This window comes from Candidatus Hydrogenedentota bacterium, assembly GCA_012523015.1.
Taxonomy (GTDB): Bacteria; Hydrogenedentota; Hydrogenedentia; order Hydrogenedentales; family CAITNO01; genus JAAYBJ01.
In genome coordinates, this window is record JAAYJI010000129.1 from 1 (window position 1) to 24,316 (window position 24,316).

General features: G+C 47.4%; 19 protein-coding genes. 11 read left to right on the forward strand and 8 right to left on the reverse strand.

Features of this window, described 5'->3' with window-relative positions:
* Both GX117_05465 and GX117_05470 read right to left on the reverse strand, forming a co-directional pair.
* Window positions 1–429, reverse strand: a 429-nt coding sequence (locus GX117_05465) for a thiamine-phosphate kinase (protein NLO32792.1), incomplete at its 3' end; no start/stop codon positions are given.
* Window positions 426–1,322 (reverse strand): NAD(P)H-hydrate dehydratase, encoded by an 897-nt coding sequence (locus GX117_05470; GenBank protein ID NLO32793.1) that lies wholly within the window; start codon window positions 1,320–1,322, stop codon window positions 426–428. The genes GX117_05465 and GX117_05470, both read right to left, overlap by 4 nt.
* Window positions 1,323–1,493: 171 nt before the next feature.
* On the opposite strand from GX117_05470, the gene GX117_05475 reads away from it, so the two are divergent.
* Both GX117_05475 and GX117_05480 read left to right on the forward strand, forming a co-directional pair.
* Entirely contained in the window at window positions 1,494–4,217 is a 2,724-nt protein-coding gene (locus GX117_05475; GenBank protein NLO32794.1) for a family 78 glycoside hydrolase catalytic domain, read from the forward strand.
* A gap of 82 nt (window positions 4,218–4,299) precedes the next feature.
* Window positions 4,300–5,403 carry a hypothetical protein gene (locus tag GX117_05480; GenBank protein ID NLO32795.1) on the forward strand — a complete coding sequence of 368 codons (1,104 nt, stop codon included), beginning with the start codon at window positions 4,300–4,302 and terminating at the stop codon, window positions 5,401–5,403.
* Window positions 5,404–5,531: 128 nt separating this feature from the next.
* Here the strand turns inward: GX117_05480 and GX117_05485 are convergent, their stop codons facing one another.
* Window positions 5,532–6,185, reverse strand: a complete 654-nt coding sequence (locus GX117_05485) for a hypothetical protein (protein ID NLO32796.1) — start codon at window positions 6,183–6,185, stop codon at window positions 5,532–5,534.
* Window positions 6,186–6,672: 487 nt separating this feature from the next.
* Here GX117_05485 and GX117_05490 point away from each other — a divergent pair, with 487 nt between their 5' ends.
* The 3 genes from GX117_05490 to GX117_05500 all read left to right on the forward strand — a co-directional run bounded on the left by GX117_05490 (window position 6,673) and on the right by GX117_05500 (window position 9,118).
* Complete coding sequence (locus tag GX117_05490; protein NLO32797.1) at window positions 6,673–7,692, forward strand: D-alanine--D-alanine ligase; 1,020 nt, start codon at window positions 6,673–6,675, stop codon at window positions 7,690–7,692.
* A 1-nt stretch (window position 7,693) separates the two neighbouring features.
* On the forward strand, window positions 7,694–8,536 hold the full coding sequence (locus tag GX117_05495) for a diaminopimelate epimerase (GenBank protein NLO32798.1): 843 nt from the start codon (window positions 7,694–7,696) through the stop codon (window positions 8,534–8,536).
* Between the two features lie 120 nt (window positions 8,537–8,656).
* Window positions 8,657–9,118 (forward strand): hypothetical protein, encoded by a 462-nt coding sequence (locus GX117_05500; protein NLO32799.1) that lies wholly within the window; start codon window positions 8,657–8,659, stop codon window positions 9,116–9,118.
* A gap of 133 nt (window positions 9,119–9,251) precedes the next feature.
* On the opposite strand, the gene coaD is transcribed toward GX117_05500, so the two are convergent.
* From coaD to GX117_05520, 4 genes are all read right to left on the reverse strand, one after another.
* Window positions 9,252–9,752 (reverse strand): pantetheine-phosphate adenylyltransferase, encoded by a 501-nt coding sequence (coaD, locus tag GX117_05505; protein ID NLO32800.1) that lies wholly within the window; start codon window positions 9,750–9,752, stop codon window positions 9,252–9,254.
* Window positions 9,745–10,938 carry a nickel pincer cofactor biosynthesis protein LarC gene (gene larC / locus GX117_05510; protein NLO32801.1) on the reverse strand — a complete coding sequence of 398 codons (1,194 nt, stop codon included), beginning with the start codon at window positions 10,936–10,938 and terminating at the stop codon, window positions 9,745–9,747. Before larC ends, coaD begins: the two co-directional genes overlap by 8 nt.
* The gene (gene larB / locus GX117_05515; protein ID NLO32802.1) at window positions 10,935–11,711 is read right to left on the reverse strand and encodes a nickel pincer cofactor biosynthesis protein LarB; all 777 of its coding nucleotides are present in this window, start codon (window positions 11,709–11,711) and stop codon (window positions 10,935–10,937) included. The genes larC and larB overlap by 4 nt, the downstream gene beginning before the upstream one ends.
* Window positions 11,712–11,876: 165 nt before the next feature.
* A complete protein-coding gene (locus GX117_05520) occupies window positions 11,877–12,620 on the reverse strand; it encodes a hypothetical protein (protein ID NLO32803.1) in 744 nt (247 codons plus the stop codon).
* Between the two features lie 284 nt (window positions 12,621–12,904).
* Between GX117_05520 and GX117_05525 the strand changes: the two genes are divergently transcribed.
* Window positions 12,905–15,298 carry a hypothetical protein gene (locus tag GX117_05525; GenBank protein NLO32804.1) on the forward strand — a complete coding sequence of 798 codons (2,394 nt, stop codon included), beginning with the start codon at window positions 12,905–12,907 and terminating at the stop codon, window positions 15,296–15,298.
* A 125-nt stretch (window positions 15,299–15,423) separates the two neighbouring features.
* On the opposite strand, the gene GX117_05530 is transcribed toward GX117_05525, so the two are convergent.
* Entirely contained in the window at window positions 15,424–18,975 is a 3,552-nt protein-coding gene (locus tag GX117_05530; protein NLO32805.1) for a DUF2723 domain-containing protein, read from the reverse strand.
* Window positions 18,976–19,105: 130 nt separating this feature from the next.
* On the opposite strand from GX117_05530, the gene GX117_05535 reads away from it, so the two are divergent.
* The 5 genes from GX117_05535 (at window position 19,106) to GX117_05555 (ending at window position 23,849) form a co-directional block, all read left to right on the forward strand.
* On the forward strand, window positions 19,106–19,678 hold the full coding sequence (locus tag GX117_05535) for an IS30 family transposase (protein ID NLO32806.1): 573 nt from the start codon (window positions 19,106–19,108) through the stop codon (window positions 19,676–19,678).
* A gap of 113 nt (window positions 19,679–19,791) precedes the next feature.
* Window positions 19,792–21,021, forward strand: coding sequence for a hypothetical protein (locus GX117_05540; GenBank protein NLO32807.1), 1,230 nt, complete (start codon window positions 19,792–19,794; stop codon window positions 21,019–21,021).
* A gap of 52 nt (window positions 21,022–21,073) precedes the next feature.
* Window positions 21,074–22,018: a glycosyltransferase gene (locus GX117_05545; protein NLO32808.1), complete on the forward strand. Its 945-nt coding sequence runs from the start codon at window positions 21,074–21,076 to the stop codon at window positions 22,016–22,018.
* 9 nt (window positions 22,019–22,027) lie between these two features.
* Window positions 22,028–22,756, forward strand: coding sequence for a hypothetical protein (locus tag GX117_05550; protein ID NLO32809.1), 729 nt, complete (start codon window positions 22,028–22,030; stop codon window positions 22,754–22,756).
* Entirely contained in the window at window positions 22,749–23,849 is a 1,101-nt protein-coding gene (locus tag GX117_05555; protein NLO32810.1) for a LacI family transcriptional regulator, read from the forward strand. Before GX117_05550 ends, GX117_05555 begins: the two co-directional genes overlap by 8 nt.
* Window positions 23,850–24,316: the final 467 nt, after the last annotated feature.

Consider the following 24,316-nt stretch of genomic DNA (forward strand, 5'->3'; position numbering starts at 1 on the left):
GCCAATAACCACCATATTCAAAACGAGACTATGGGGGGAGGAGGTCGTATCTCCGCCAATGATGCTGATTCCCTCAGGGTCGCATACTTCGCGGATGCCGTCGTAAAGACATTCCAAGTAGTATGTCTCCGTATTGCCGGGGCAAGCGAGGGTGATGAGCATGTATTTTGCCACACCGCCCATGGCGGCAATGTCGCTGAGTGCTGCAGCAGCGGCTTTGTAACCGATATCCTCCGCTCTTGCCCAGCATTTCCGAAAATGGACATCTTCAATGAATGCGTCACACGAGATGAGGAAGTATTCTTTTGATGCGTGTATGACAGCGCAGTCATCGCCGACGCCGAGCACCAATTCTTTCGAGGACTGGAGATTTTGCGTCAGCAAATGGATAAGGCCAAATTCACCAAGTTCGTTTAAGCTGCCCATCATTCCACACTTTCTAAGGCTGTCCAAGCTTGGGGAAGCATCTCAATAATATCGCTTGCGATCAAGGCTCGGGCATTCTTTTCCTGCGCCGCCAGATCTCCCGCCAGCCCGTGTGCGTAGACCCCCACACAAGCGGCATCATAAGCCGACAGCCCTTGTCCTAGCAGCGCGCCGCAAATCCCCGACAGCACATCGCCTGAACCGCCCGTCGCCATGCCCTGGTTGCCCGTAGGACAAAGCTGCACCTGTCCGTCAGGGGCGGCTACCACCGTTTCATGACCTTTTAGTACGAGAACGACCTGCCATAAGGCGGCGAAGTACGCTGCTGTCTGAAGGCGTTCTTTTTGTATGGCTGCCGTATCCAATCCGCTGAGGCGGCTCATTTCTCCCGGGTGGGGCGTCAAAATCTTATTGTACGAGGGTTGCTTTGTTTCTGTAGGAACCAAACGCCCGGGGAATTCTGCAAGGGCATTGAGTCCGTCTGCATCCACCACCAAAGGAAGATCGCAGTGGTGATACACATGCCGTACGAGTCGTGTTGTTTCATAGTGTGTTGAGAGGCCCGGTCCCAAGACGACAGAAGATTTGTTTTCCAAAAAACCTGCCAGTTCTCCGCGACAGGCGTAACTGAGGCTGCCTTCTTTCGTATCCTTCAAGCCGAAGAGCATAGGCTCTACCATGGCAGCGGCCAGAAAAGGGAGCACCCTATGAGGAACAGCGGCAGTAACCAAGCCTGCACCGCTGCGATAGGCCGCCATGCAAGCAAGCCGCACTGCCCCCGTGAAGCCCACAGAACCGGCAACAACTGCCACATGACCGAAGCTGCCTTTATGGCCCTTTTCAGGGCGCGGCGGCAAGAGCGCGGCAATACGCTGAGGCGTCATTATTTTAGGCATGGCTTTTTACTCCTTAAACAAGACAAGCGTAACAGGGATTATCCACATACTTTACATGATTCCCGTACGGGATACCATAATTGGATAGATTTGGATAATCCATGTGTACAAGCATACAATAGTACTCAGTATACGCTCTTACAACTCAATAAATCTCTTGGAGGCAGTAGTATGTCTATCATGCATAAAGTTGCGCTGTTGGCTGTTGTTCCCATGATATTCTGCGCCGTTGGGGCCGCGTCACAAAGGCCTGTTCACCAATTGCGTTGTGAAAATTTAATCAACCCCCAAGGCATTGATCGGCCCCTGCCGCGTCTGTCTTGGAAGCTGGTTCCCGGTTCCCGTGGATTGGCGCAATCGGCCTATCAGGTGATCGTTTCTAAAGTGGAAGCTTCCGCAACCGCTGATACGGAGACGATTTTATGGGATTCAGATAAGGTCGCTTCCGGTCAATCCTCCTATGTCAGGTATGGCGGTGAGCCCTTAACCTGTGGTACGCAATGCAGCTGGAAAGTGCGCATTTGGGATCATGAGGATAAGGTATCGGATTGGAGCGAATCCGCCCAATTTTCAGTGGGCCCCATCACCTTAGACGATTGGAAAGGAACGTGGATCGGCGCTGATTGGATTGAAAACAACCAGGGCGCGTTGCCGCTGCTTCGCAAAACAGTGAACTTAGCCGAAGCGCCTGCTCAGGCGCTTATCCATGTGTGCGCCTTGGGTTATTATGAATTATATGTGAATGGGCACAAGGTTGGCGACGATGTGTTAAGCCCTGCCGTTTCGGATTATGGAAAACGAGGGCTTTATTTGAGCCACGACATTGCGCCCTTGCTCCAGTCCGGTAAAAACTGTATCGGCTTGTGGCTCGGACGGGGCTGGGCAACCGGTGTTTTGGAACCCGTTTCCACCCAAGGTTCCGTTGTAAAAGCGCAGCTGGACATCCTTAACAAGGACGGTTCAGCACAGCAGATTATTACAGACGATTCCTGGACGATCCACCCCAGTCATATCATGCCCATAGGCAAGGGAACGAGTGGTGATTATGGCGGTGAATTGATAGAACCTGCCAAAGAAATAAAGGGATGGAGTGAAGCAGATTTTGACGATAGCGATTGGGCGGCCGCCACCGTCAGAAATATTACAACACCCCTCATTGAAGCGCAAATGATGGAAACGAACCGACTCCAAGATGAAGTCTTTCCCATTTCAGTCATCCCCTTTGACGATGGTTTCTTAGTGGATATGGGCCGCAATTATACGGGATGGTTTGAACTGCGTATGCCCGAAGAACTTAAAGCGGGGGATACAATTGAGTTTAGTTATGCAGACAAACAGTTTCCCGACGGTACCTTTCAAACCTATCGGCAGCGAGATACCTATGTGGCGCGCGGCGGCGGCGGCGAATATTTCCGAAACCGTTTCAATTACCACGCCTTTCGCTTTGCGTTGATTAAAGGATTGCCCCGTGCCCCCAAATTGAATGAAATGAAAGGCAATCTCATTTGTACCGATTATCAACGAGCGGCCACATTCACGTCCGACAATGCGCTCCTCAACGAAATCTATGATATGACCCTTTGGACGCACCGTTGTTTGAGCCTGGGCGGCTATACCGTGGATTGCCCCCATCGTGAACGGCTTGGCTATGGCGGCGATTCGGGGACTTCCATGGAAACGGCAATGCTGAATTTTAAAAGTGCGCCTTTCTATGGAAAGTGGGCAGGAGACTGGTGGCTTTCTCAGGCAGAAAATGGTGATTTGCCCCATACTGCGCCGGACTCCCAAGAAGCCGGTGGCGGACCCGTATGGTGCGGCTTTGTGATCACGATGCCGTGGATGGTCTATCTGTCCTATGGCGATCAGGAAATATTGGAGAAAGGCTGGCCTGTCATGAAAAAATGGCTTGCCTTCATTGAGACCAAGATGGGGGACGGCATCTTACAACCCTATTCCGGTATCGGCTGCAGCAGTATGAATTGGAGTTTCTTGGGCGACTGGGTGCCGCCGGGGCGCAAACAAGGCAAAGACCGCGTAGACGACTATTCAACCTTGTTCTTTAACAACTGTTATCTTGTGCATTGTCTTCAACTCGCTTCAAAAATAGGCGCTGTATTGGGTGAAAGTGACGCCTCCGAACGCTACGCAGAGCAAGCCGAAACATTGGCTGCCCGACTGCACGAAAAATTCCTTAACCCCGATGGCGCTACCTACGCAAATGGAGAACAAAGCTATCTCGCTATGCCGCTCTTGTTTCAGATTACCCCGGAAAGCAGTCGGGCCAAGGTCTTCGAAGCCCTAGAAAAGGACATTGTAGAAACCCATCAAGGACATCTGAATACAGGGATGCACGGCAATTACTATATGGCAAGACTCTTTATCGATGAGCATCGAAATGACTTGTTGACCATGATTCATACGAAAGATACCTATCCCAGTTATGGGTACATGATTAAAAATGGCGCAACAACGATTTGGGAAGAATGGGACGGCGACAACTCGCAGATCCACAACACCATGATTTCCCTGGGTATGTGGTTCATACGCGGCCTCGCCGGTATCCAAGTGGATGAAGCACAGCCGGGATTTAAACATTTCATCGCAGCGCCCGGAATTGATAGCGGGTTGCGAGAAGTGTCCGCTACCCATGAAAGCGAATACGGCTTAATTTCCAGTGCGTGGATTCATGACGCCAAAGGGCTGCAATATAACTTGGACGTACCGCCAAACAGCACGGCCACCGTTGTTTTGCCTGCCGCACAGATGGCATCCGTAGAGGAAAGTGCTAAGCCTGTCGCACAACAACAGGGCATTACCAACCTTTCCTGTGAAGACGGTTTCTTCCGCTGCGACGTGGTGTCAGGAAGCTATCGGTTTACAGTCTCTAAAAATTAAAATATCTTCTTTTAAAAACACAATAACCTTTTTGTAATAAATGAACAACTCTTCTCCACCGAGAACATGAAAGCAAAGCGAAATGACATATCCTCAATTAGATAGATATCAACTTTTGGTTAAGCCCTTATCGGAACGTAAAGACAAGGTCTATATCGAAAAAGATCATGTCCCCGTCAGAGCCGCCATAAGCCACCCTCTCACTGAATCAGGGCTTGCGGTGATGGAGAAACTCACCGACCGTTTGGCGAAGGCAAAGGCGGCAGGCAAATCGCGCATGTTAACTTTTGGCGCCCATGCGATCAAAAATGGACTTGCCCCCGTTTTTATTAAGCTCATTGAAGACGGATGGATTACCCACCTTGCCACCAACGGCGCGGGGATCATTCATGACTGGGAATTTGCCTACCAAGGGCATAGCAGCGAAGATGTGCGCGCCAATGTGGATCGCGGCGAATTTGGCATTTGGGAAGAGACGGGATTTTATCTGAATCTTGCCATTGCCGTGGGTGCATGGCGCGGTATGGGCTACGGTGAGTCTGTCGGTGCTTTTGTCGAAGAGGAGGGACTTAACATTCCTTCCCAAGAGCAGCTGAAGGAAGAGATTCGGGGAGCCCTTGATACCGATCCAGAACAAGGCGCTGCCGCTGCCGATTTGCTGGACAGGATTCAACGCTTTGATCTGGCAGCCGGATGGATGTCCGTACCGCACCCTTTTAAAAGCTACGGGCTGCAGGCTGCCGCCTATCGTCTCGGCGTTTCTTTTACCAGCCATCCCATGATCGGGCACGACATTATTTATACCCATCCCATGAACTATTGCGCTGCCATCGGTCGCGCCGCACAACGAGATTTCCTCATCTATGCACAACAGGTAATGAACCTGGACGGCGGCGTCTACATCAGCATCGGATCGGCAGTCATGTCGCCCATGATCTTTGAGAAAAGCCTGTCCATGGCGCAAAATCTGCATCTGCAGCAGGGCAAACACATTGATAATCATTTCATGGTCATTGTGGATCTGCAAGAAAGCCATTGGGACTGGTCGAAGGGTGAACCGCCTATGGATAATCCGGATTACTATCTGCGATACAACAAAAGCTTTAATCGCATGGGCGGAGAGATGCACTACATAACAGCAGACAATCGCGACTTTTTGCTCAGCTTGTTGCAGGGGTTAAAGTAATAGGCACAAGGGCTTAAGCTTGCCCACCGCCTCGAGGTTTCCGTTCTGCACGCCATCCGCGTGAAGGAGGGTAATCTGCCCAAAGACATGCCTGCCCTTAAAGCCTGTTCTTTGTAATCGATCCGGCGTTAGTGTTCCTTCGACATATTCGTGTAGTGATTGAGCTGACGGGAGGGTCTGAAGTAGGTGTTGATGCACTTCAACAAATCGGTGTATTGACAGATCACCCGTTTGACTCGAATGCCCGGCAGCAACTTAGAAAGTTCGTGTACCGCCATTTCATTGAGCGGATTCACCATGGCGACGGTGACGCTCAGACCGAGCTTGTCTACGGGGATGAGGAGATGTTCTTTATAGAAATCGGAAGGAAATAATTTCAACAAGTTCCGATCTAATTTATAGTCATTTAAGTTAAGGAAGGGAAGCCGGGCGTAACGGGTCAGGTAATCAACCAGCTTGGAACCGTTAAACTCCTTTTGCTGTTCTAAAATCTCGCCAAGGAACGTACCGCTTTCCTTTTCTTCCTCAAGAGCCGCAGACAAGGTTTCCATGGAAATGTTGCAATGCTTCAGAAGAAAATTCGGCAGGTTATTGCCTTCCACATATTGACGCGGAAGCGACACGGTCGGCTGCGACCCCATCATGGAGTGGAAATTTTGAGTGGACGGTGGGGGCGGTGTTGCCGATGAAACGGAAATATTGGCATTCAACTGCCACGCGTTATTATCGGATAAAAAACGTTCCGGAATTGTATTATCTATAGTTGCCATATTATTGATCATGGTATATTCCTTTATCTAAAACGCTTGAAAAACACCGTTCCACCTTGCTTTATTCCTGAGAGTAAGGGATAAAGAATTTAAAACTAGTTCAATCCACTAGTGCGTTTACGAGTGTATCGAATAGCTTTCAGTGGGTGCAGGATCCCCCGGCGTCAATTCGTTAAAACAACGATTACACAAAACAGACCTATTCCCTGTAAAATAGAGCTGAGCAACGATGCGTTTTCCCGTATGGGATGATGTAGGGATCCCGGCAAGAGAAGTTGAAACTATTGCCCCACACCGATCCTTTCGGGAGAATTCATCTGTACAAAAGCGTCTACCAAACTGTTTTGTACTGCGTATACATAGTGTACCGTAAATACATGGAAAAGTCAAGTTACACGCTTATATATTTGAAAGTAACATTATACACAGGTGTTAATATACGAAATAAGCATATAGTGCGTATAGTGATAAGCGTCCCGCAGGAAAGATAGGAAATAGCATGGGAAATAAAGCAACTGTAGCCGTGTTGATGGGAGGATTGAGTCTGGAGCATGAAGTGTCGCTGCGATCAGGCGAAGGCGTTGCCGCCGCACTGCTCGCCATGGGCTATCGTGTGATAAAGATCACAATTTGTAAGGATGGTCGCTGGCAACTGGGGGCTGAGCCGCCCATGTCCGTATTTAAAGGATTGCGCCTTCTCGAGACTGAACACGTGGACTGTGTTTTTATAGCCCTCCATGGTACATACGGGGAGGATGGGCGAATTCAGGGATTGCTGGACGTGCTGGGATTTCCCTATACAGGATCGGGCTGTGCTGCCAGCGCCTTATGCATGGATAAATCCAGGTCCAAAGATGTCGTTGCAGCCTCGGGTGTTTCAACAGCCCTTAAGTTTTGCGTGACCCTTAGCGAGTGGCAAGAGCGCCCGCAACAGGTTATCAACCGTTCGATGGATCTCATGGGATTCCCCGTTGTGCTGAAAGCGCCTTGTCAAGGATCTAGTTGCGGTCTTGCGATTGTTCAAAATGAAGATGAATTTACACGGAACATGAATGAGATTTTGCTCTTGGAAGGGCTCGTCATGGTAGAGGCGTACATTACAGGACTTGAAGTAACCTGTTCAGTACTTGATACAATACAGGCTGGATCGCCGCAAGCTTTACCGGTGACGGAAATTCGACCGAAAGAATCCTCATTCTTTGACTACTACTCCAAATATACGCCGGGGGCAACGCGAGAAATTACGCCCGCACAAATTGGAGAATCATTGACTCAACAAGTTCAGGAACAAGCGGTAGCAGCCCATACCAGTTTGGGTTGCCAAAGCTGGAGTCGCAGCGATTTTATTATTGGAGAAAAGGGACCGGTCTGGTTAGAAGTGAATACACTGCCCGGATTGACTGAAACCTCCTTATTCCCGCAGGCGGCTGCCGAGGCGGGTATCTCCTATAATGAACTGGTTTGTATGTTGACAGAAGACGCGATGGATCGGCATCGCCTCACAAGCAGCACAGGATAAAATAATGAGCATTGCATTTACAAAGCTACATGGATTGGGCAACGACTATTTGTTCATTGATACTGCCCGTCACGAAATAGTAGATCCCGCCGCCTTATCGCGCGCCATGAGCCATAGGCATCTGGGCGTCGGTGCAGACGGCATTATATTGGTTATGCCCGGCGAGACCCATCCCTTCCGTATGCGTATTTTCAACGCCGATGGAAGCGAGGCAGAAACCTGCGGCAATGGAATCCGTTGCTTCGCAAAGTATGTCTATGAACGCGCCATGATTCATGAGACAAACTTTACCATTGAAACGCTGGCGGGACCCAATCATGTCGAATTGAAGGTTGAGGCAGGCAAGGTGATTTCCGTTCGGTCGAATATGGGAACGCCCAAATTTGAACGGGACCAAATACCCATGCTCGGCGCGCCGGGGAAGGTACTCAAAGAAAGTTTACGTCTTGATGACGGTCAGGAATTTTTGGTTACGTGCGCGAATATCGGCAACCCGCACGCTGTTGTATTTGTTGAAGATGCAACCAAAATACCGCTCGCAGAATGGGGTCCTAAAATCGAGAACCATCCCGCCTTTCCCGAACGCACCAATGTTGAATTTGTTTCCATTGTAGACCGAAAAAATATTGTCATGCGTATTTGGGAGCGGGGGAGTGGTATTACCATGGCAAGCGGAAGCGGCTCCTGTGGCTCCGCCCTTGCCTCTATGATTACCGACCAAACAGATCGCAGTATCGCCGTACACCTCACTTTTGGCGCACTTACTGTAACCTGGGCAGAGGATAATAACGTTTATCAAGAGGGCCCCGCCACAGAGGTCTATAGTGGATTGTGGCCCGAGTAAAAACCGGATTCAATTTTTTATGGTCAATGAATAAGATCATAAAAAATACGTCAAATTAAACAGAATGTGATTTCATCTACAGTGCCGGAAAGGCGCTAAACCCTGGAAAGGAAAAACCCAATGAATAAATCTATGGTAATGGCTCTTGTCTTTGTTGCATTCCTCACGCTTCTTTGCGCTCTGTCCGCTTCGGCTCAAGAAGGGGTACAAGTACAGGTAACCGGAAAAAACGTGAATTTTGTTAAACAGATGTGCGGCGACAAAAATCCGGAACTGGATGCGAAGCTCGGCAGCATGAATGTCCTCGTCGTGACCCAAGTACTTGACGCAGACGGGAACGCAGTTGAAGGGCTTGCAGGCAAAGTACTGCATTATTTGCCCGTTGTTGGCGCGTCCAAACTCATTGTGGGCGAAGACAACCTCGATAAAGATATTTCGGTGAAGGGCGTTCTCTATAAAGATGCCTTGGTCATCGGTGTACAAGAATTTGAAGTACAGTCTTCCGGCGCGGCAGACGCTGGTGACTGGGACGACTGGGACGAACTGGAAATCAAAACCATGAGTCAGCAGCAAGTCATCTAATAGCCTTGTTGTTGGGGATAGTCCCGGCATAAGATAAACGAAAATGGATCTGACACGGTGTCGCATCGCTTTCAATAACCTGCGGATCGTTGTCAGATCCATCTATTTTTTGCGTTAAAAAGGGCGCGGTCTTCTAGCATCTGTCTTTTTGAGTCAATTTGTCGTAGAGCCGTTTTTCAACATCTTTGGTTACATAATGGCTGACACGACCGCCGAAGGAAGCAATCTCTTTAACCTGCCGCGAACTCAGAAACAGATAGGGCTCGCTGGGCATCAGGCAGACCGTATCGATCTTCGGGTTGAGCTTTTGGTTGTTGATGGCGAGGGATAATTCAAATTCAAAATCGGAGACCACCCGTAATCCGCGAATGAGCGCAATGGCGCCCCGTTCTTTGGCATATTCTACGGTTAAGCCTTCGAAGGTGTTGATTTCCACGCCTACAATCGTCTGAGTCATGAGCTTTAACATGTCCACACGCTCTTCAACGGTGAATAACGCATTTTTTTGTTCATTACAGGCGACCCCAACAATAACGCGGTCAAAGATATTGGAAGCACGTTGAATCAGATCCAGATGGCCTAAAGTGGGCGGATCAAAACTGCCTGCATAAAGGGCTACACGGTTTTCAGTCATCCCTATACTCCTTCTTCAATGCTGCCAGCAGTGCTGATTCATAGACGGTCTTGACGGATATTTTATTGGATTGGGCAAGGTTGCGGCACACCTCGAACTCAGGTGAAACCGAAGTGTCTTCGCCGTCAAGCTGGCCTATTTTGATGGGAACACTGCCCCAAGGGGTGACGACGTGCGTGCGTTTTCTCGTCAACGCCCAGCGTTGTTCTTGACGCGTTCTTATGCCCAAAGTAGAGGTATTTTCGAAGAGAAGGCGCGCTAAAGAAGCCGCATGGGCTTCATCGGTCAATACGGTCATGAGATGACTCAGCCGTCCTTTTTTTCCCAGAACAGGTGTAATAAATACATCCTTTGCGTTTGCCTCTAAGAGCAAAGCAGGAATCTGCGCCAATAATTCAGGATTCATATCATCAATGTTCGTCTCTAATAGGGTAATGGACTCCATCGCCGGCAATGCGGGCTTAAAGTTTCCGAGAAAAACACGCAGAACATTAGCACGATCGGACAGGTCCCGTGTGCCGGCTCCATAACCCACCACATCCGTAGTCATTTCAGGAGCAGGACCAAAAGATTCCGACCATTCCTTTGCCAACGCGACGCCTGTCGGTGTGGCGAGCTCAAAGGCAACATCTCCCGCTGACCACGGGATGCCGGAAAGAAGCAAGGCAGTGGCAGGGGCAGGAACAGGCATAATACCGTGGTCACATTTTACGGTGCCGCTGCCGACGGTGAGGGGCGAGCAAATGACGCGGCCAACATTCAGATTGGAAAGGGCGGCATTGGCAAGCACGATATCCATAATGGAATCGATAGCGCCGACTTCATGAAAATGAACTTTTTCCACAGGTATCCCGTGAACGGAGGCTTCTGCCGCGCCGATGCGTTCAAAGGTGGCGATGGCTTTCGCCTTTGCCTGATCATCAAGGTTCGTCTCTTCAATGATCTTAATAATGTGGGAGAGATGGCGATGAGGCTGCGGCGCGTTCGGGTCCACCTGTACTTTAAAATGGGTTGCCGTGATTCCTTTTTTGTTGACTTTATCCACATCGAAAGAGGCATCGCTTAAATTCATGGATGCGACAACATCTAGCAAATAAGTGGGATCAGCGCCCGCATCAATGAGCGCGCCAACGGTCATATCGCCGCTGATACCGCAAAAACAATCTAGATATAAATCCTTTTTCATGACGTCCCTTTATTTCCCATAGTTTCCATTCGTTTCACTATTGTGCATGCGGCAACAGCCGCGCCAAATCCATTATCAATATTCACGACGGTCAGTCCCGTTGCGCAAGAATTCAACATGCCGAGAAGCGCCGCAATACCGTTAAAACTGGCGCCATAGCCCACGCTCGTGGGAACAGCGATAACCAGCGTCGGGGTCAATCCTGCGACCACACTCGGCAAGGCGCCTTCCATGCCTGCACACACAATGGCGACGACCGCTTCAGAAATCTTTGTGCGCTGTTCGAAGAGCCGATGGATTCCGGCGACGCCTACGTCATAAATACGTTCTGCCCTTACACCCATGACTTGGCATGTGAGTACCGCCTCTTCAGCGACAGGGATGTCGCTGGTGCCGGCGCAGATTACGGCCACATAATTTTGGGATGCGGGGATTAGCTCTTCGCCACAGGTAAAGGCGCGTGCTGCCTCATGATACAGGGCTTCCGGTACGGCTTCTTTGACTACACTAAACATTTCCGGAGAACAGCGTGTTCCCAAGACGCGACTGTTATGGGCAACCATGCGCTCCGCGATTATAGCCACTTGCTCCGGCGTTTTTCCTGCGCAAAAAATCGTTTCAGGATATCCCTTGCGCAGGCTTCGATGATAGTCAATTTTGGCAAACTCAAGGTCTTCGAAAGGAAGGTCACGGAGCTGCTGTAAGGCGCTTTCCGTGTCCACCAACCCGGCGGCAACTGATTCTAATAAATGGGATAACCGTTCTAAATCCATGATTTTCAGTCCTTTATGAGGGGGATAGGAACTGATCCAAAAACATTAGAGCAAGTGTATCATATTATTACAGATTCAGACACACCGGCTTGCCGTGTTATGCCCATGATTAGGCTATCTAAGGGAGAAAAAAACCAAAGGGAATCTCTCTGCGTTTCGGAAGCTTTAGAGGACGTTCCGTAAGAGACCAAGGAGGACAGCAACGAGTAGGGGCACTACAAAATTATCATCGGGATATACTTGGATCAGCCATCGCGTGCCGGGATGGGTCAAAGAGCGTTGGAGCCGTCGAGTCAGCGGCTGCAGCCGCTGCATCCAATTTCTGCTGTAAGCCTCTACGAGCGCCACGATTACAGCAACCAAAAAGATGCAAAGAAGACTGAGACCGGCATGAAGGATCCGGTTCATGACGCCCATTACGAGAATGGAAGCCGTCGCAAAAGCCCACACACCATAGAATTGTTCTTGACCGGGCCGCCACCGTTGTATACGGTTGCGCGCCCATGCTGCGATGGGATCTGCGACGCCGGTGACCAATAGTGCCATGACTAAGGTTGATGCGCGGCACCAAGCGCCTACATAGGCTGTTGTGAGTATTGCCGAGGCAAGAACATAGTAAGTTGTTGCGTTTAGATGATCCTTCTCAATGGACCGCATCATCCGCCCGTAGATCGGCAAGTTTTGAAAGGATTGGTTGTTTTTGGCGGAGTAAAGCCGAATGATATCAATGACCAGAAGCAGTGCCGCGAGAAACCAAACAAAAGCAATCAGGGCGATGCGGTGTAGAATAGAGCCTTCCCACCAGTCTTTCCAGAGATAAAAAATACCGACCATCAAAATGGAACCTAGAAAATGCCAAAGTTTCCGTAAATAATTCCATTCGAATGGGGGATACTTTTTGCCTTTCATAGACAATTCCAATGTGTCACAGACGACCTAAAGTTATATCTGTCAATAAATCAACCGCTATAATTCTATTACCAGTGTGACCTAATCTTTCCCGGGATTCAAAAGGACAACCATGAAAAAACAATTGGAATGTTTTACCGCCCGCCGATCGTTGTTGTTATCGATCCGTTTAGATCTAAGTCGGGTGTCTTGACACAGATTAAATCAAAGCATACAATTCCACTGTGTCCTTATTTCAAATAATGCTGTTGCAATTGGCATATCCTGTCTAGGAAAATAATTATATGCGAAATTATCTTACTTTGGTGAATGGATTTTTGGGAATGATACTCTTATCAACCCTTTTGGGGGGGATACCGATAGCGCTTCCTGGTTTATCAAAGACCGTTCGGGCTGAATCGCTATGTATCTCCGAAGGAGAAGATCATCGTCAAAGTCCTTTTAGCGATGAAATTATGACGTGGCTGCGCGACAAGCAATGGGAAACAAATAAGGCTTTTACAAAACCCTCCGAGAGCTTACTTCAACACATTAACACGAGTAAAGACCCCATTGCAGAACCGCTGTCTTGGCTTGTCGAAGCAAAACGATTGTATAAAGACTCGCAATTTACGGAGGCGGCAGACCTTTTACTCGGTGCGCTCGCACTGGACCGAACGCTTCTATCGTTTCAACGTGAACATATTAATGCATTGTGTTTTCCGTTAATTTGTGCCTTACTTGACAATAAGGAAACCGACCGCTGTCAAAGACTCCTATCAGCCTGTGCCCTTGCATCGGGTACACCCATATCCTATCTCCGTAGTTTTGTGCAACGCTTGCCGGAAAGGGCATTGAACACGCTGTGGCCTGATCATGAACCTTTTGTAGTGTTGAGAGATTTCTCCGTGTCCTCGGAAATTTTCACCCTTGCCGATAGGCAAGACCGTGAAAGCCTTATCACCGATTTTGACGAAAATCAATGTTTTTTGTCTAAAGGTGCCTTAGCGCTGCGTCTTTCTGAATCCAAACGGGATGATTTGTTGGTTTTGGGTTGGCCGGAAATGTTCATGGCTCTTGAGCCCGGAGAGGCGGGACTTCGCTGCTGGACACAGACAAAATCTCCGCAGTCTCTTGAGTTTGTGGTTCAAGTCTCCGGAACCCTTTGGGATGATGAGCCATTTCAATGGCTGTTGCGCGTTCCAAATCCTATAGCTGTTCAAAAAGAGTGGGTCTGTTTTGATACAGCATCTATCAGAAAAGATTTGATGGGAGCGCTCTTTTTTCAATATGGGTGGAACCGTTCCTTTACGATGCACTTTGCCGAACCTGAAGCGCTGGAACGCGCACAATTACGGATTGCCGGCATAGGTTTTGATATACCGCCGGGCCCAGCCAATCAGTTTTACTTCGACCGTATCGAACTTTATCTTCCCCGAGACAGTTGGCTTAGAGAAACCCAGCCGCCCAAGGCTTCCGAGTATGGACGTTTTTGGTTAGCACCTGTTCCCAACGGCGCGCGGCCAACAGAAAATAACGAGGATTTGGAAAATCTTGAAGCTTTACGGTCGATGGGCTATCTCGGCGCTGTCACGGCATCCCATGCTTACAATGGTGTTCAGTCTTATGATCCACAACAAGCTTGGGAGGGGGTCAACTTTTTGGTAAGCGGACATGGTCCTGAATTGCTGTTGATGGATATGAAAGGAAACCCGCTCCATCTATGGCAATGTAACTTTGACCATCCCCTTTGGCCTAAGGAGGTATTGCCCGCTGATTTTATGCGCTCTAGTTTTTGGCGCAGAGCGCTTCTCTATCCCAATGGCGATGTTGTAGCCGTACTAGATTATATCGTGTTGGCAAAAATGGACAAAGACGGTAATTTTATTTGGGTGAAGCCTGGTCCCTATCACCATAAAATAGACATTGCAGAAAATGGCGATATCTATACGTTGTACGCGGAGAAAAAAGTGCATCCGGAAAGTGAATTCGGAGACGAACCGCTTGTAGATTACATTATGGTATTGAATACGGACGGCGAGGAATTGTGGCGTTTATCTTTAATAGAAGCCTTAGAAAATTCTTATTATGCGCCTGTTCTACATTCGCTCAATTTTAAACATGACGTCCTTCATACCAACTCTATCCAGATTTTAGACGGCACCTTGGCGGAGCAGCTGCCTGCTTTCAAAAAAGGAAATATCTTGGTTTGTATGCATCAACCCAGTTTCATTGCCGTCATCGATCCCGCACTCAAATCCGTAGTTTGGGGACAGAGTGGGATGTGGCTTTATCCCCATGAACCTGTTCTTGCCGCAGACGGTACGATGATGATCTTTGACAACCACGGGCCCCAATGGAACTATATGAATCGTTTGGCGTCCCGGGTTATCGAATTTGATCCTCTTACCCGCAATGTACTCTGGGACTATACGGGAACACGAGAACATCCATTCCTCTCCTATTTTTGCGGTTCCGTCGCTTCCCTGCCTAATGGAAATGTCCTTATCTCAGAAACGAGCGGCGGCCGTGCTTTTGAGGTGACACGGAAGAAAGAAATCGTGTGGGAATATTTTAATACGCATCGCGCTGAGGATAACGAAGATCTGATCGCAGTGGTTTTCGAAGTCATTCGCTATCCCGAATCGTATGTCAGTGAATGGCTGCAGCGTGATAATGGTGAGAAACAAAATAAGTAAATGCTGTAAAAGCGGATGGGCGTCAAGAATGATGAAGCCGATCCTATGCAAAAGAGGAACTAAGAGGACGCGCCGGCGTTAGACTCTTAGAAAACATGCCGATAATGACAAGACATGCTGCGCCTTCACCTGCTTTTAACGTCTTCCAGTAAATTTTTGATAATTTGGGAATCAGGAAATTCTGCGAACAAGTCTTCCCAAAAAAGGAGTTGCGCCTTTTTGTCACGACGTTGAGATAAGACCTGATCCAAACGCGCTGTAATGGCTGTGTCCTCCGGTGACAGACGCAGTGCTTCTTGCAAAAGCAAAATAGCGGCTTCCTCATTACCCATCTTGATTTCAGTTTCTGCCAAGGCGCATTGGTATCCGGGATTTTCGGCATTATACGCAATAGCAAGCGTTAACGCGTCCTTAGCCGCGGTGAGATTGTTGTTGATGAGTAAGGAAATTCCTAAACTATAAAAGGCAAGATCCTTATATTCACCTAATTCTATGGCTGTATTGAAACATTGGTGAGCGGAAGCTAAGTCCATTTCCTTTTCGAAGGCTTGCCCAAGATTGATGTATTCGTAAGCGATTAAAGCTTTGGATTCGGGGAAGTTCTTTGTAATTTCATCCAATTCCTGCAATGCAGAATCTAATGCTTTAATGAGTCGCAGGCATCTGCAAGCGGCCAACAAGGTGTGCGGTTGATTGGGATAAAAGCGACCCATTTCCTCATAAACATCCATTGCATCTTGATAGGCTTCTATTAATTCCAGCGTTTGACCATAGAGTATTCCGAATAGCCAGGTATCAGGATGGGCTCCATACAGCTCTTTTAAAACAGCCACGTTCTTTGCCGGTGTTCCGTTTGCCATTAATAGTTGGACTCGATCTAAAACACTACTTAAGTCCGATCTATTTTCTAGTACGCGGCAATACCAATGAATCGCATCATCCGTGGCATTGCAAAGGTCGTAGAGCTGTGCTAAGCGCAGCATATAGGTATTGTTTTGGTCGTCGAGGGCACAAGCTGAAAGATAAGCGTGTATAGCGGCGCCCGCCCTGTCTGCTTTAAACCAATCCTTTCCCGCTTCAGCAATCCGGCTTGCTGCATAAGAAGCTATTTCCGGATTGAAAGACGCGCAATGCTGCCATTCTTGTACATAAAGTTCCGGATTGTTCGTGGAGACGAGGAGTTCATCCAAAACTCCGTACAATTTCTTTTCAAAAGGTAATTGCGCGATAAGTTTTCTACACTGTTTCAATGCGGCCTCAAAATTGCTGCTTTCCCGAATATAGTAGGTTATACCGAAAATTCGGATGTATTTTTGCAAAGGAAACCACTGGATAAATCGGGAACTGCTTTCCTGTTCTGCGAATAGGCGATCTATCCACGGCGTTGTTTTTTCTCCCGGATCCTCGTAGCACCATAAATCCGGAAGGGGGAGGCTTTCTCCAACAAAATGATAGGATTCAAATTGGTTCGTCGCGTCTAAAGGCTTTGTTGTGGCGCTGTGCCCATCGCTCTGAACGGGTTCTGACGCATCATAGTTTTCGTGTTGGCTTTGTCGCTTTTCTATGGTTTCTAATACGTAGGCTGCCGTTTCATAAAATATAGGTACATTAAGTCGATAAATTTCTGTCAGTCCATCCCGAGCAGCACAAAGATTGTTCCCATTACAAAGGGCATCAAAATAACCGTCAAAAAAATAATGTATACCCAGATGGTGGGAGCATGCTGATTGATAAGCGGCCCACCCACGCTGCTTCTCTCCTTCAGCGACCCATCCCAAAGCCAGAGCGAGGTAGCCAAGTCCGAAAGAAGGATTATCAAGAATATGTTGCTGAGCTACCGCTTTCGCCAATGTGAAGTCTCCCAACTGAATTAAATCTAGAGGAAAACTTACCCTTCCACATGCGCTGACTCCGGGCCAGATCCCAATACTTGTTTCAAGATTACGCAAAATTTCTCGTCTTCTATCAGCAGTTTCATTCTCTAATCCAAGAGTTTTTAGTATTTGGTTGTAATCGGTCATCCAAAGTTGAGGGTACGGTTCCGGGTCGAATGTATATTCTTCTGATAAAGACTGAGAAATCCGTATAGCAGCCATGTTTAATGCTCCCGGAAACTCCTGGATATCGAAAGTCAATCCTCGTGAATCAAGGGTTTTGCGTAACAGAGGAATAAGATCAAGATTTGGAAACCATTCGCGCCAAGAGTAGGTTTCCATTAAAAGCCATGCTGAAGCCCCTTTAGGATCTGTCTCAGGGCGATTAAAAAAGGAAGCAGCTTTATCTGATGCTGAAATCAATGTGTTAACACGACACATTTCCAAGGATGAATCTAAAAAATAAGGGGTTTTACGTGATACAGGACCATACCAAAATAAATCGAGGATAATGTCATTTGTTTGTGCATGTTCTTTAACATAGATTGCCGCAGAACGCCAGTCAGTTCTTGTGCTTCCTGAAAAAAAAAGAATACTTTGATAACCATACAGGATTGTCAATGTGACGATGGCAACTCGAAAATACCGTAAAGGAAGTCTGGCGAGAAAGATACCTATGACCGCATAAATCCCGATCATTGTATAAATATCATGACCATAATCAGAAAAGTTAGTCCATGTAATCAAGGTCAATATTATGAGCGTGGTTGAGGGAATAAAGATAATGGAAACTATCAATATCCATTCATCCCATTTTGACTTGGATATAGTGTCACTTGTAATTGTATTTTGGGGTCTGTGTCGCCATCCCAATAAAACAAACCAAAAAATACTCACCAAGATAAGAAAGGTCAGTGTTCGGTCAAAAATAGGGCGTACCTTTAAAAACGCAGAGAGCCATGGGGGGGCGGCTGTACTCAACGTTGATTCGAACCATGGCCAAAGACCGGAATGCCAACAAAGCGCATCGGCGCAAAAACTACGCATATATAAACTTGGGAGAAAATATAAAAAAATAAAGGACAAAGACAATTCGCCTTTGGGATGATATCCTTCTGAAAGATGAGGTTGTGCGGCGACTGCCAACAGCAATAAGACAACAAAAATCATGTGAGCTGCTGACCATCGAAAAAAAGTCTTGAACTCTTTTCTAACTAACAAATACAATCCTTGAGGAAGCAAAAATAAGATACCGAAAAGATGGGTAAAAATAAGCAGCCCATTAAAGAGACAATTCACAAAGAACCATTTACGCGAATCCTTGTCATGCCATTTCAACAAGGACCAAGTTGCTGCGAGACAAAAAAGAAATAAAAGACTGTAGGGGCGAATTTCTTGGTTGTGCCAGATGTGTTGAGGAGATAACGTGAGGCACAAGGCAGCGGCTAGCCCCGCACGATGACCGCTGAGGCGTACAACCAAAAAATACAGCAATGTCAAGGAGAGCAAGCCCGTTATTATATTAAAAATTCGTAACGCAGCGATATTATTGTTCGAAATAAAAGCGATAGAATAACTTACTAAAAAATAGATAGGCGTAATTGCCATTTCCGCTACATAAAAAAATAAATTATACATACAGGTCAAAGGAGAGCCACTTTGCAGCGCTATGTAGGTGAGGTATTCATCAAACCAAATTGATTGTTGAGAAATATGAAACAAGCGCACTGCAACGGCAACAATAAAGACGAGTACTAATAATCGCCGCTTAAAAAGAAGATGGTTAAAAATAGTGTTTTTCATTGAGTAACTATGCTTTGTATTTAAATTCAGAAGGCGGATTCAAGGTTGAAATGCAACCGATCCAAAAAAGGAGGACATCACAGAGATCTTCGGTACAATAGCTCTATCGAAACACCCGAAGGAGTCCATAATGTCCCACCACCATTTTACACGAGATGACCGCATAAAACTAGAAACACTTAAAAGCCAAGGATTGAGCAACCGGAAAATAGCTCAGATACTCGAGTTTCATAAAAGTAATATCGGTCGTGAATTGCGCCGTAATAGTGTACGCGGTCGCTATTGTTCCACTGCGGTGGGTTGGCTTGCTATCAATCGGCGTCAAGAGATAGAACGTAAGAAGAAACTTGATCATCCTCCTCATTTGAGCTGTGTCATGGGCAAAAGTTATGAGTATTGGTCTCCCGAACAAATGAGTGGCCGCCTTCGGCTGGAATATGCAGGCGACCCCTCAATGCAAGTATCTCATGAAACCATTTATCTAGCAGCTTGTAACGACAAGCGCTTTACCAATCTTTTTGTCACCCATTGGCGTCTAAAACGAAAAAAACACAAGAAAAGAGGGCTTTTAAAAGGAAAAAGAGAAGTAATAAGAGATCGGGTTTCCATTGGAGAGCACCCCGCAATTGTTGCTTCCCGTGCGCGTTTAGGAGGCCTGGAAGGCGATACAAAGGACGACGCTATTTTCCGAAACCTGTTATAATTTCCAAGCAAACTAAATTATTTAAAAGGTTCTAAAAGAAATGTTACATATCCATGAGTGAAATTCTTTTTATTCAGTACCATACGAAGATGATGTACTCGGAAATTTTTCCCATGTCGTTACCTTCGATTATCAACCGGGTGCATAGACGTTTTACTGTACGCGGATATTTTTTGAAAGAAGTCTCCAAAGCGATCCTGAACAAGGCTAAAGTGGTTATTTTGAGTGTCCATTGGTATGTGAATCTCAAAGGAGCCATTGAAGTGGCTGCATGGGTGAAACGAATTAATCCGGATATTGTTATTGTGGCGGGAGGTATGTCTGCAAGCGTCTTCTATCCCTTTCTTCTGCGCGATTCCAAAATTGATTTTATTATTCGCGGCGACGGAGATATCCCGTTGGTGCTGCTGGTCGAAGCGATACTGGAAGGAAATGATGTTGCTGTAATTCCTAATGTGGCGGGGCGTGATTTTGTCTCTAAATCGTGGCAGACCGCTGATCAAAGCACACTGGATACAGGGGATTACCGAACTCTAGATTGGTTTCCAACACTTGAACAACGCATCAAACAGATGCATGCTCGTTACAATGGAAAAATTCTGCCCATACATCCTTTGTTGGCGACCTACCGAGGTTGCCCCATGCCGTGTGATACGTGTTGCGGTGGTGCGGACATCCACAAGACCATATTCCGGCGCGTCCCCCTCCTTCGCGGTGCGGATCTTGTTGCCGCCGACTTGGAAGCCTACAGTAATGATCCGGGGTATAATTTTGTCAGTATCTATCATGATTTTGCCTCTTTGGCGGATGCATCTTATACACATAAGGTGTTACACAGACCCTATAAACTGGATGTATATTATGAACTTACCCGACTGCCTACGCGTGAGATGCTGCAATTAATTGTTGAAACTTTCCGGGCAGGTACCATTGCATTCAGCCTAGATATTCAGCATATGACCTCCTATAAACTGGTCAATATCCCCTCGCTGATTGAATCCATAAAACTGGTTGCTGCAACAGGCCGGTTCGAACCTCGCTTATGTTATTTAAAGCAAGGGTTAAAGAACAATAAGGTCTACCGAGATGCTTTTGAGACGGTCAGGCAGGCAACGCCCTGTTCCTTGTATTGCTCCGACTGGTGGTGGGAGGAGGAAAATCCCTTGCCGGATTCGGAGGGAGTTTGCAGCGAATACATTTATAATGCGTGTATGGTCAACAATGATCGATACCGTGCCTGGAATTATTTGTTCCGCCTTTCCTATCTTTTGAATTACTATATGCCGACCTTGAATCATACCCTGTTAAAAATTTTCAGATACACCTATGGCGGGGTAAAATAGCTCTAAATCACCAGAACTTTATACAACACGCTACTATATGGAAAAGAATACCATGACGCAAGCCGCTCCTGAATTGACTGTTATCGCTACCTGTTACAATGAACAGGAAACTATCGGCGAATTTCATCAACGATTAAGCGAAACACTTCGCAGAACAGGCCGTTCCCATGAGATTATCTATGTGAATGACGGTAGCCATGATAAAACATACGATCATCTTCAAAAACTCTTTAAGGAAGATGAAAGTGTTTCTGTAGCAGCAGATCTGATGTTCAATGTCGGTCAACCTACTGCCATCACCGTGGGATTTGTACATGCACGAGGTGACAAAATTATTATTATGGATTCTGATTTGCAACTGGCCCCGGAAGAACTGCCCCTCTTGCTGGAGACCTTCGATGAAGGCTATGTCTTAGTCAGCGGTTATCGCAAAGTGAGGCATGACCCTTGGCAGCGTATTGTGACCTCCAAAATCGCTAATTTTTTGTTGCGGTGGGCTATGGGAGGCACGTTTAAGGACTTTGGGTGTACTTTCAAAGTAATTGACGCGCGTCTAGTCCGCGCTTTTGAATACGGACCGTTTCGCCCGTTACAGCCTGCGGGACTCGTAGCGAGTGCCCGTCATGTTAAAGAGGTGCCGGTGTCTCATTTCCCGCGCAAGGTGGGCAAATCCCAATATACCTATTACAAACTGTTTCTTTACGCAGTGGATAACTTGATCGATTTTTCTCACCGTCCTTTTATAGCCTTGGGTGTGATCGCTGTTTTATTATTCCTCCTCTCGATTGGCGGAATTCTGCTTAGTCTTGCAGGCATTTGGAAATTCGGGTTCAATAACTTTGTGCCGGCACCGATCGCATTCATCGCGCTGAACACTGCTATAGTGTTGGGAACTGTAGCTGCTGTCGGTGAATTCACTATTCGCAATTATATTGTGCTCCACCGAAAGCCCACTTATATCATCAAGACTCTGTTAAAACGAAATGAAGAACAATAAGGGCATACTATGAGCGACACCATGGTCATCTTGGGATCCTGCGGAAGTGCGCGTGAGACCTATTGGATATTGCGGGAGTCGAATCCGGAAATGGAGACGTTGTTTGTCAATGACCTCCCTGAAGCGCGTGAAAAGAAATTTATTACCGTCGGTGATCGACAGATAGAAGTCGTACATGACTGGGACTTTTTATCTTTTCGCAAGCATCGCCGGGGCGCATTTCGAAAATTCATCTGCGGTATGGGAGATCCCATTGTAAAACGAATTTTAGTACACAAAGCGTTGGCCGCAGGACTTGAACCCGCGCCCACTTTGGTTAGTCCCAATGCTTTTATCCGTCCTGACTGTTCCTTGGGAAGAGGCGGTGTAGTACATCCGGGAGCCTACCTGTTTACCAATGTGCGCTTTGGCGACTATGTGACTTTTTTTTGTGCCCGTTGCGGTCATGATTGTATTTTTGGTGATTATGCTACCTGTACCTCGGGATGTAACATTGCCGGACATGCTGTCGTTGGTGAGGGTGTTCATCTGGGGCTCGGTACCGCTGTTAGGCAGAGTCTGAGCATTGCCCCGTGGATAACAGTGGGTATGCAAAGTTCCGTGGTGAAAGATCTGACCGAACCCGGCATCGTGGCCTTTGGTAGTCCAGCAGTAAAGGTGCGTGCGATCGATTTTCCGCAGTCTTTTTTAGACACGTGGCGCTCGGACTGGCTGCGAGAGTTGCGTTCTCATGACTAGATCCTCCAAGTCAAGCCCAAAAGCGCCGCCAACGCTGGCTACCATCGCTAAAGCAGCGGGGGTGTCTCCGTCCACCGTAAGCGCGGTTTTGAACAATATGCCCAGAATGAAGAATTACAAAGAAGCTACGATCCGACGTATACGAGCAGAAGCCAAACGCTTGGGATACATGCCGAATCCTCTGGCGCGTACACTGAAAAAGGCAAGGTCCGGAATCATTGGTTTCGTTATGTTGAGTCGTCACAGTCATTATTATGACCAATTGTTACAAGGCGCGGAAGAATATGTGCGTAAAGCCGGGTATGAGCTTATCACCGGCGATATAGCGTACAAACCATCTGAACTCAACCGTTGTATACAGCGTATGTTAGCTTGGCGTGTAGAAGGACTTTTTCTCATGACCGGCGGCAGTATTATCTCTCCTGAAATCCTGACCATGCTTAACGCTGTAGAGGTACCTTATGTCAAAGGTGGTGTATATCAACCGGATGATCCCTGTGCTTGTGTTGATTTCGACAACAATGCGGCAGGCATGAAAATAGGAGAACATCTTGCTGAATTGGGGCATAGCCAGATTGGGGTTATTGCTGCAAGTAATAAGAATTACCAAGCCAATGAACGGATTCGCGGTCTGAAAGACGCCCTATACAACTGCAAGACCCTCCCGATGCGTGCTCTGGACATCGTACGTGCCACAGACGCGGATGTCGGTCTCGTCGCAGGTTATCGCTATACCGAACAATTATTGAGACGATCTCCTAAAATCACTGCCATCGCCTATATGAACGATTTGTTGGCCATAGGGGGGATGCGATACTTAAGTGAGCGTCAAATTCTAATACCCGAAGGTCTGTCCGTCACAGGATTTGATGACCTTTGTGTTGACAGTGTGGCCAACCCGAATAACAGGCTTGGTAATTTTGTGACTCCCGCACTCACGACAGTCAGAACACCACTACATGAAATGGGAAGATCCACCATGCAAATGCTTGTGAAAATGATAAATACTCATGAACAACCGCAATCATTCCCCGTTTTGACATTCGAACCGGAACTCATCATCCGAGAATCCACTGCGCCCCCGTACCAATAAAGCTGTGCTTCAAATCACTTGATTTGGGAACCAATCGGTTGCGCTTGGTATCTGTGTACGTTGTGATGAACACCCTGCGTAGCCATAAGATCTGATAACACACCAACAGTGGCGTCGGTTGTGAAGGAGCGACGCACTTCCAAACATAAATTTTTCCGTGTAAATTTATCTAAGATTACAAGAAACTTCAGTTGCCGACCATCAATCGTGCGCTCGTAAATGAAATCCAAGTCCACACATCATTTCGAAATAGCGCTATACGCTTGTCACAGGCATGGGAACAATCGCCTATAGCCCGTTTTTTACGCCGTTTTTGAGGCACTTTGAAACCTTCTTGCTTGTGCGCCTTACCCCATTCTTAGACCACGGACCGCCAAATTTAAGGTGGAATCTGTGTCTCCTGTTTGCGTGACATGAGGGCCTTGGCTGTCCTCCCTTGCAATGCCTTCGCGGAGCGTAGCCCGTCC

Excerpts from the sequence above, each read along its gene's own strand:
- GX117_05550 (NLO32809.1), top strand. The coding sequence starts at position 22,028 with ATGAGCGACACCATGGTCATCTTGGGATCCTGCGGAAGTGCGCGTGAG.
- GX117_05555 (NLO32810.1), top strand. The coding sequence starts at position 22,749 with ATGACTAGATCCTCCAAGTCAAGCCCAAAAGCGCCGCCAACGCTGGCT.
- GX117_05520 (NLO32803.1), bottom strand. The coding sequence starts at position 12,620 with ATGAAAGGCAAAAAGTATCCCCCATTCGAATGGAATTATTTACGGAAA.
- GX117_05545 (NLO32808.1), top strand. The coding sequence starts at position 21,074 with ATGACGCAAGCCGCTCCTGAATTGACTGTTATCGCTACCTGTTACAAT.
- GX117_05500 (NLO32799.1), top strand. The coding sequence starts at position 8,657 with ATGAATAAATCTATGGTAATGGCTCTTGTCTTTGTTGCATTCCTCACG.
- GX117_05525 (NLO32804.1), top strand. The coding sequence starts at position 12,905 with ATGCGAAATTATCTTACTTTGGTGAATGGATTTTTGGGAATGATACTC.
- GX117_05470 (NLO32793.1), bottom strand. The coding sequence starts at position 1,322 with ATGCCTAAAATAATGACGCCTCAGCGTATTGCCGCGCTCTTGCCGCCG.
- GX117_05490 (NLO32797.1), top strand. The coding sequence starts at position 6,673 with ATGGGAAATAAAGCAACTGTAGCCGTGTTGATGGGAGGATTGAGTCTG.
- GX117_05475 (NLO32794.1), top strand. The coding sequence starts at position 1,494 with ATGTCTATCATGCATAAAGTTGCGCTGTTGGCTGTTGTTCCCATGATA.
- GX117_05485 (NLO32796.1), bottom strand. The coding sequence starts at position 6,185 with ATGATCAATAATATGGCAACTATAGATAATACAATTCCGGAACGTTTT.
- GX117_05535 (NLO32806.1), top strand. The coding sequence starts at position 19,106 with ATGTCCCACCACCATTTTACACGAGATGACCGCATAAAACTAGAAACA.
- larB (NLO32802.1), bottom strand. The coding sequence starts at position 11,711 with ATGGATTTAGAACGGTTATCCCATTTATTAGAATCAGTTGCCGCCGGG.
- GX117_05530 (NLO32805.1), bottom strand. The coding sequence starts at position 18,975 with ATGAAAAACACTATTTTTAACCATCTTCTTTTTAAGCGGCGATTATTA.
- coaD (NLO32800.1), bottom strand. The coding sequence starts at position 9,752 with ATGACTGAAAACCGTGTAGCCCTTTATGCAGGCAGTTTTGATCCGCCC.
- GX117_05540 (NLO32807.1), top strand. The coding sequence starts at position 19,792 with ATGTCGTTACCTTCGATTATCAACCGGGTGCATAGACGTTTTACTGTA.
- larC (NLO32801.1), bottom strand. The coding sequence starts at position 10,938 with ATGAAAAAGGATTTATATCTAGATTGTTTTTGCGGTATCAGCGGCGAT.
- GX117_05480 (NLO32795.1), top strand. The coding sequence starts at position 4,300 with ATGACATATCCTCAATTAGATAGATATCAACTTTTGGTTAAGCCCTTA.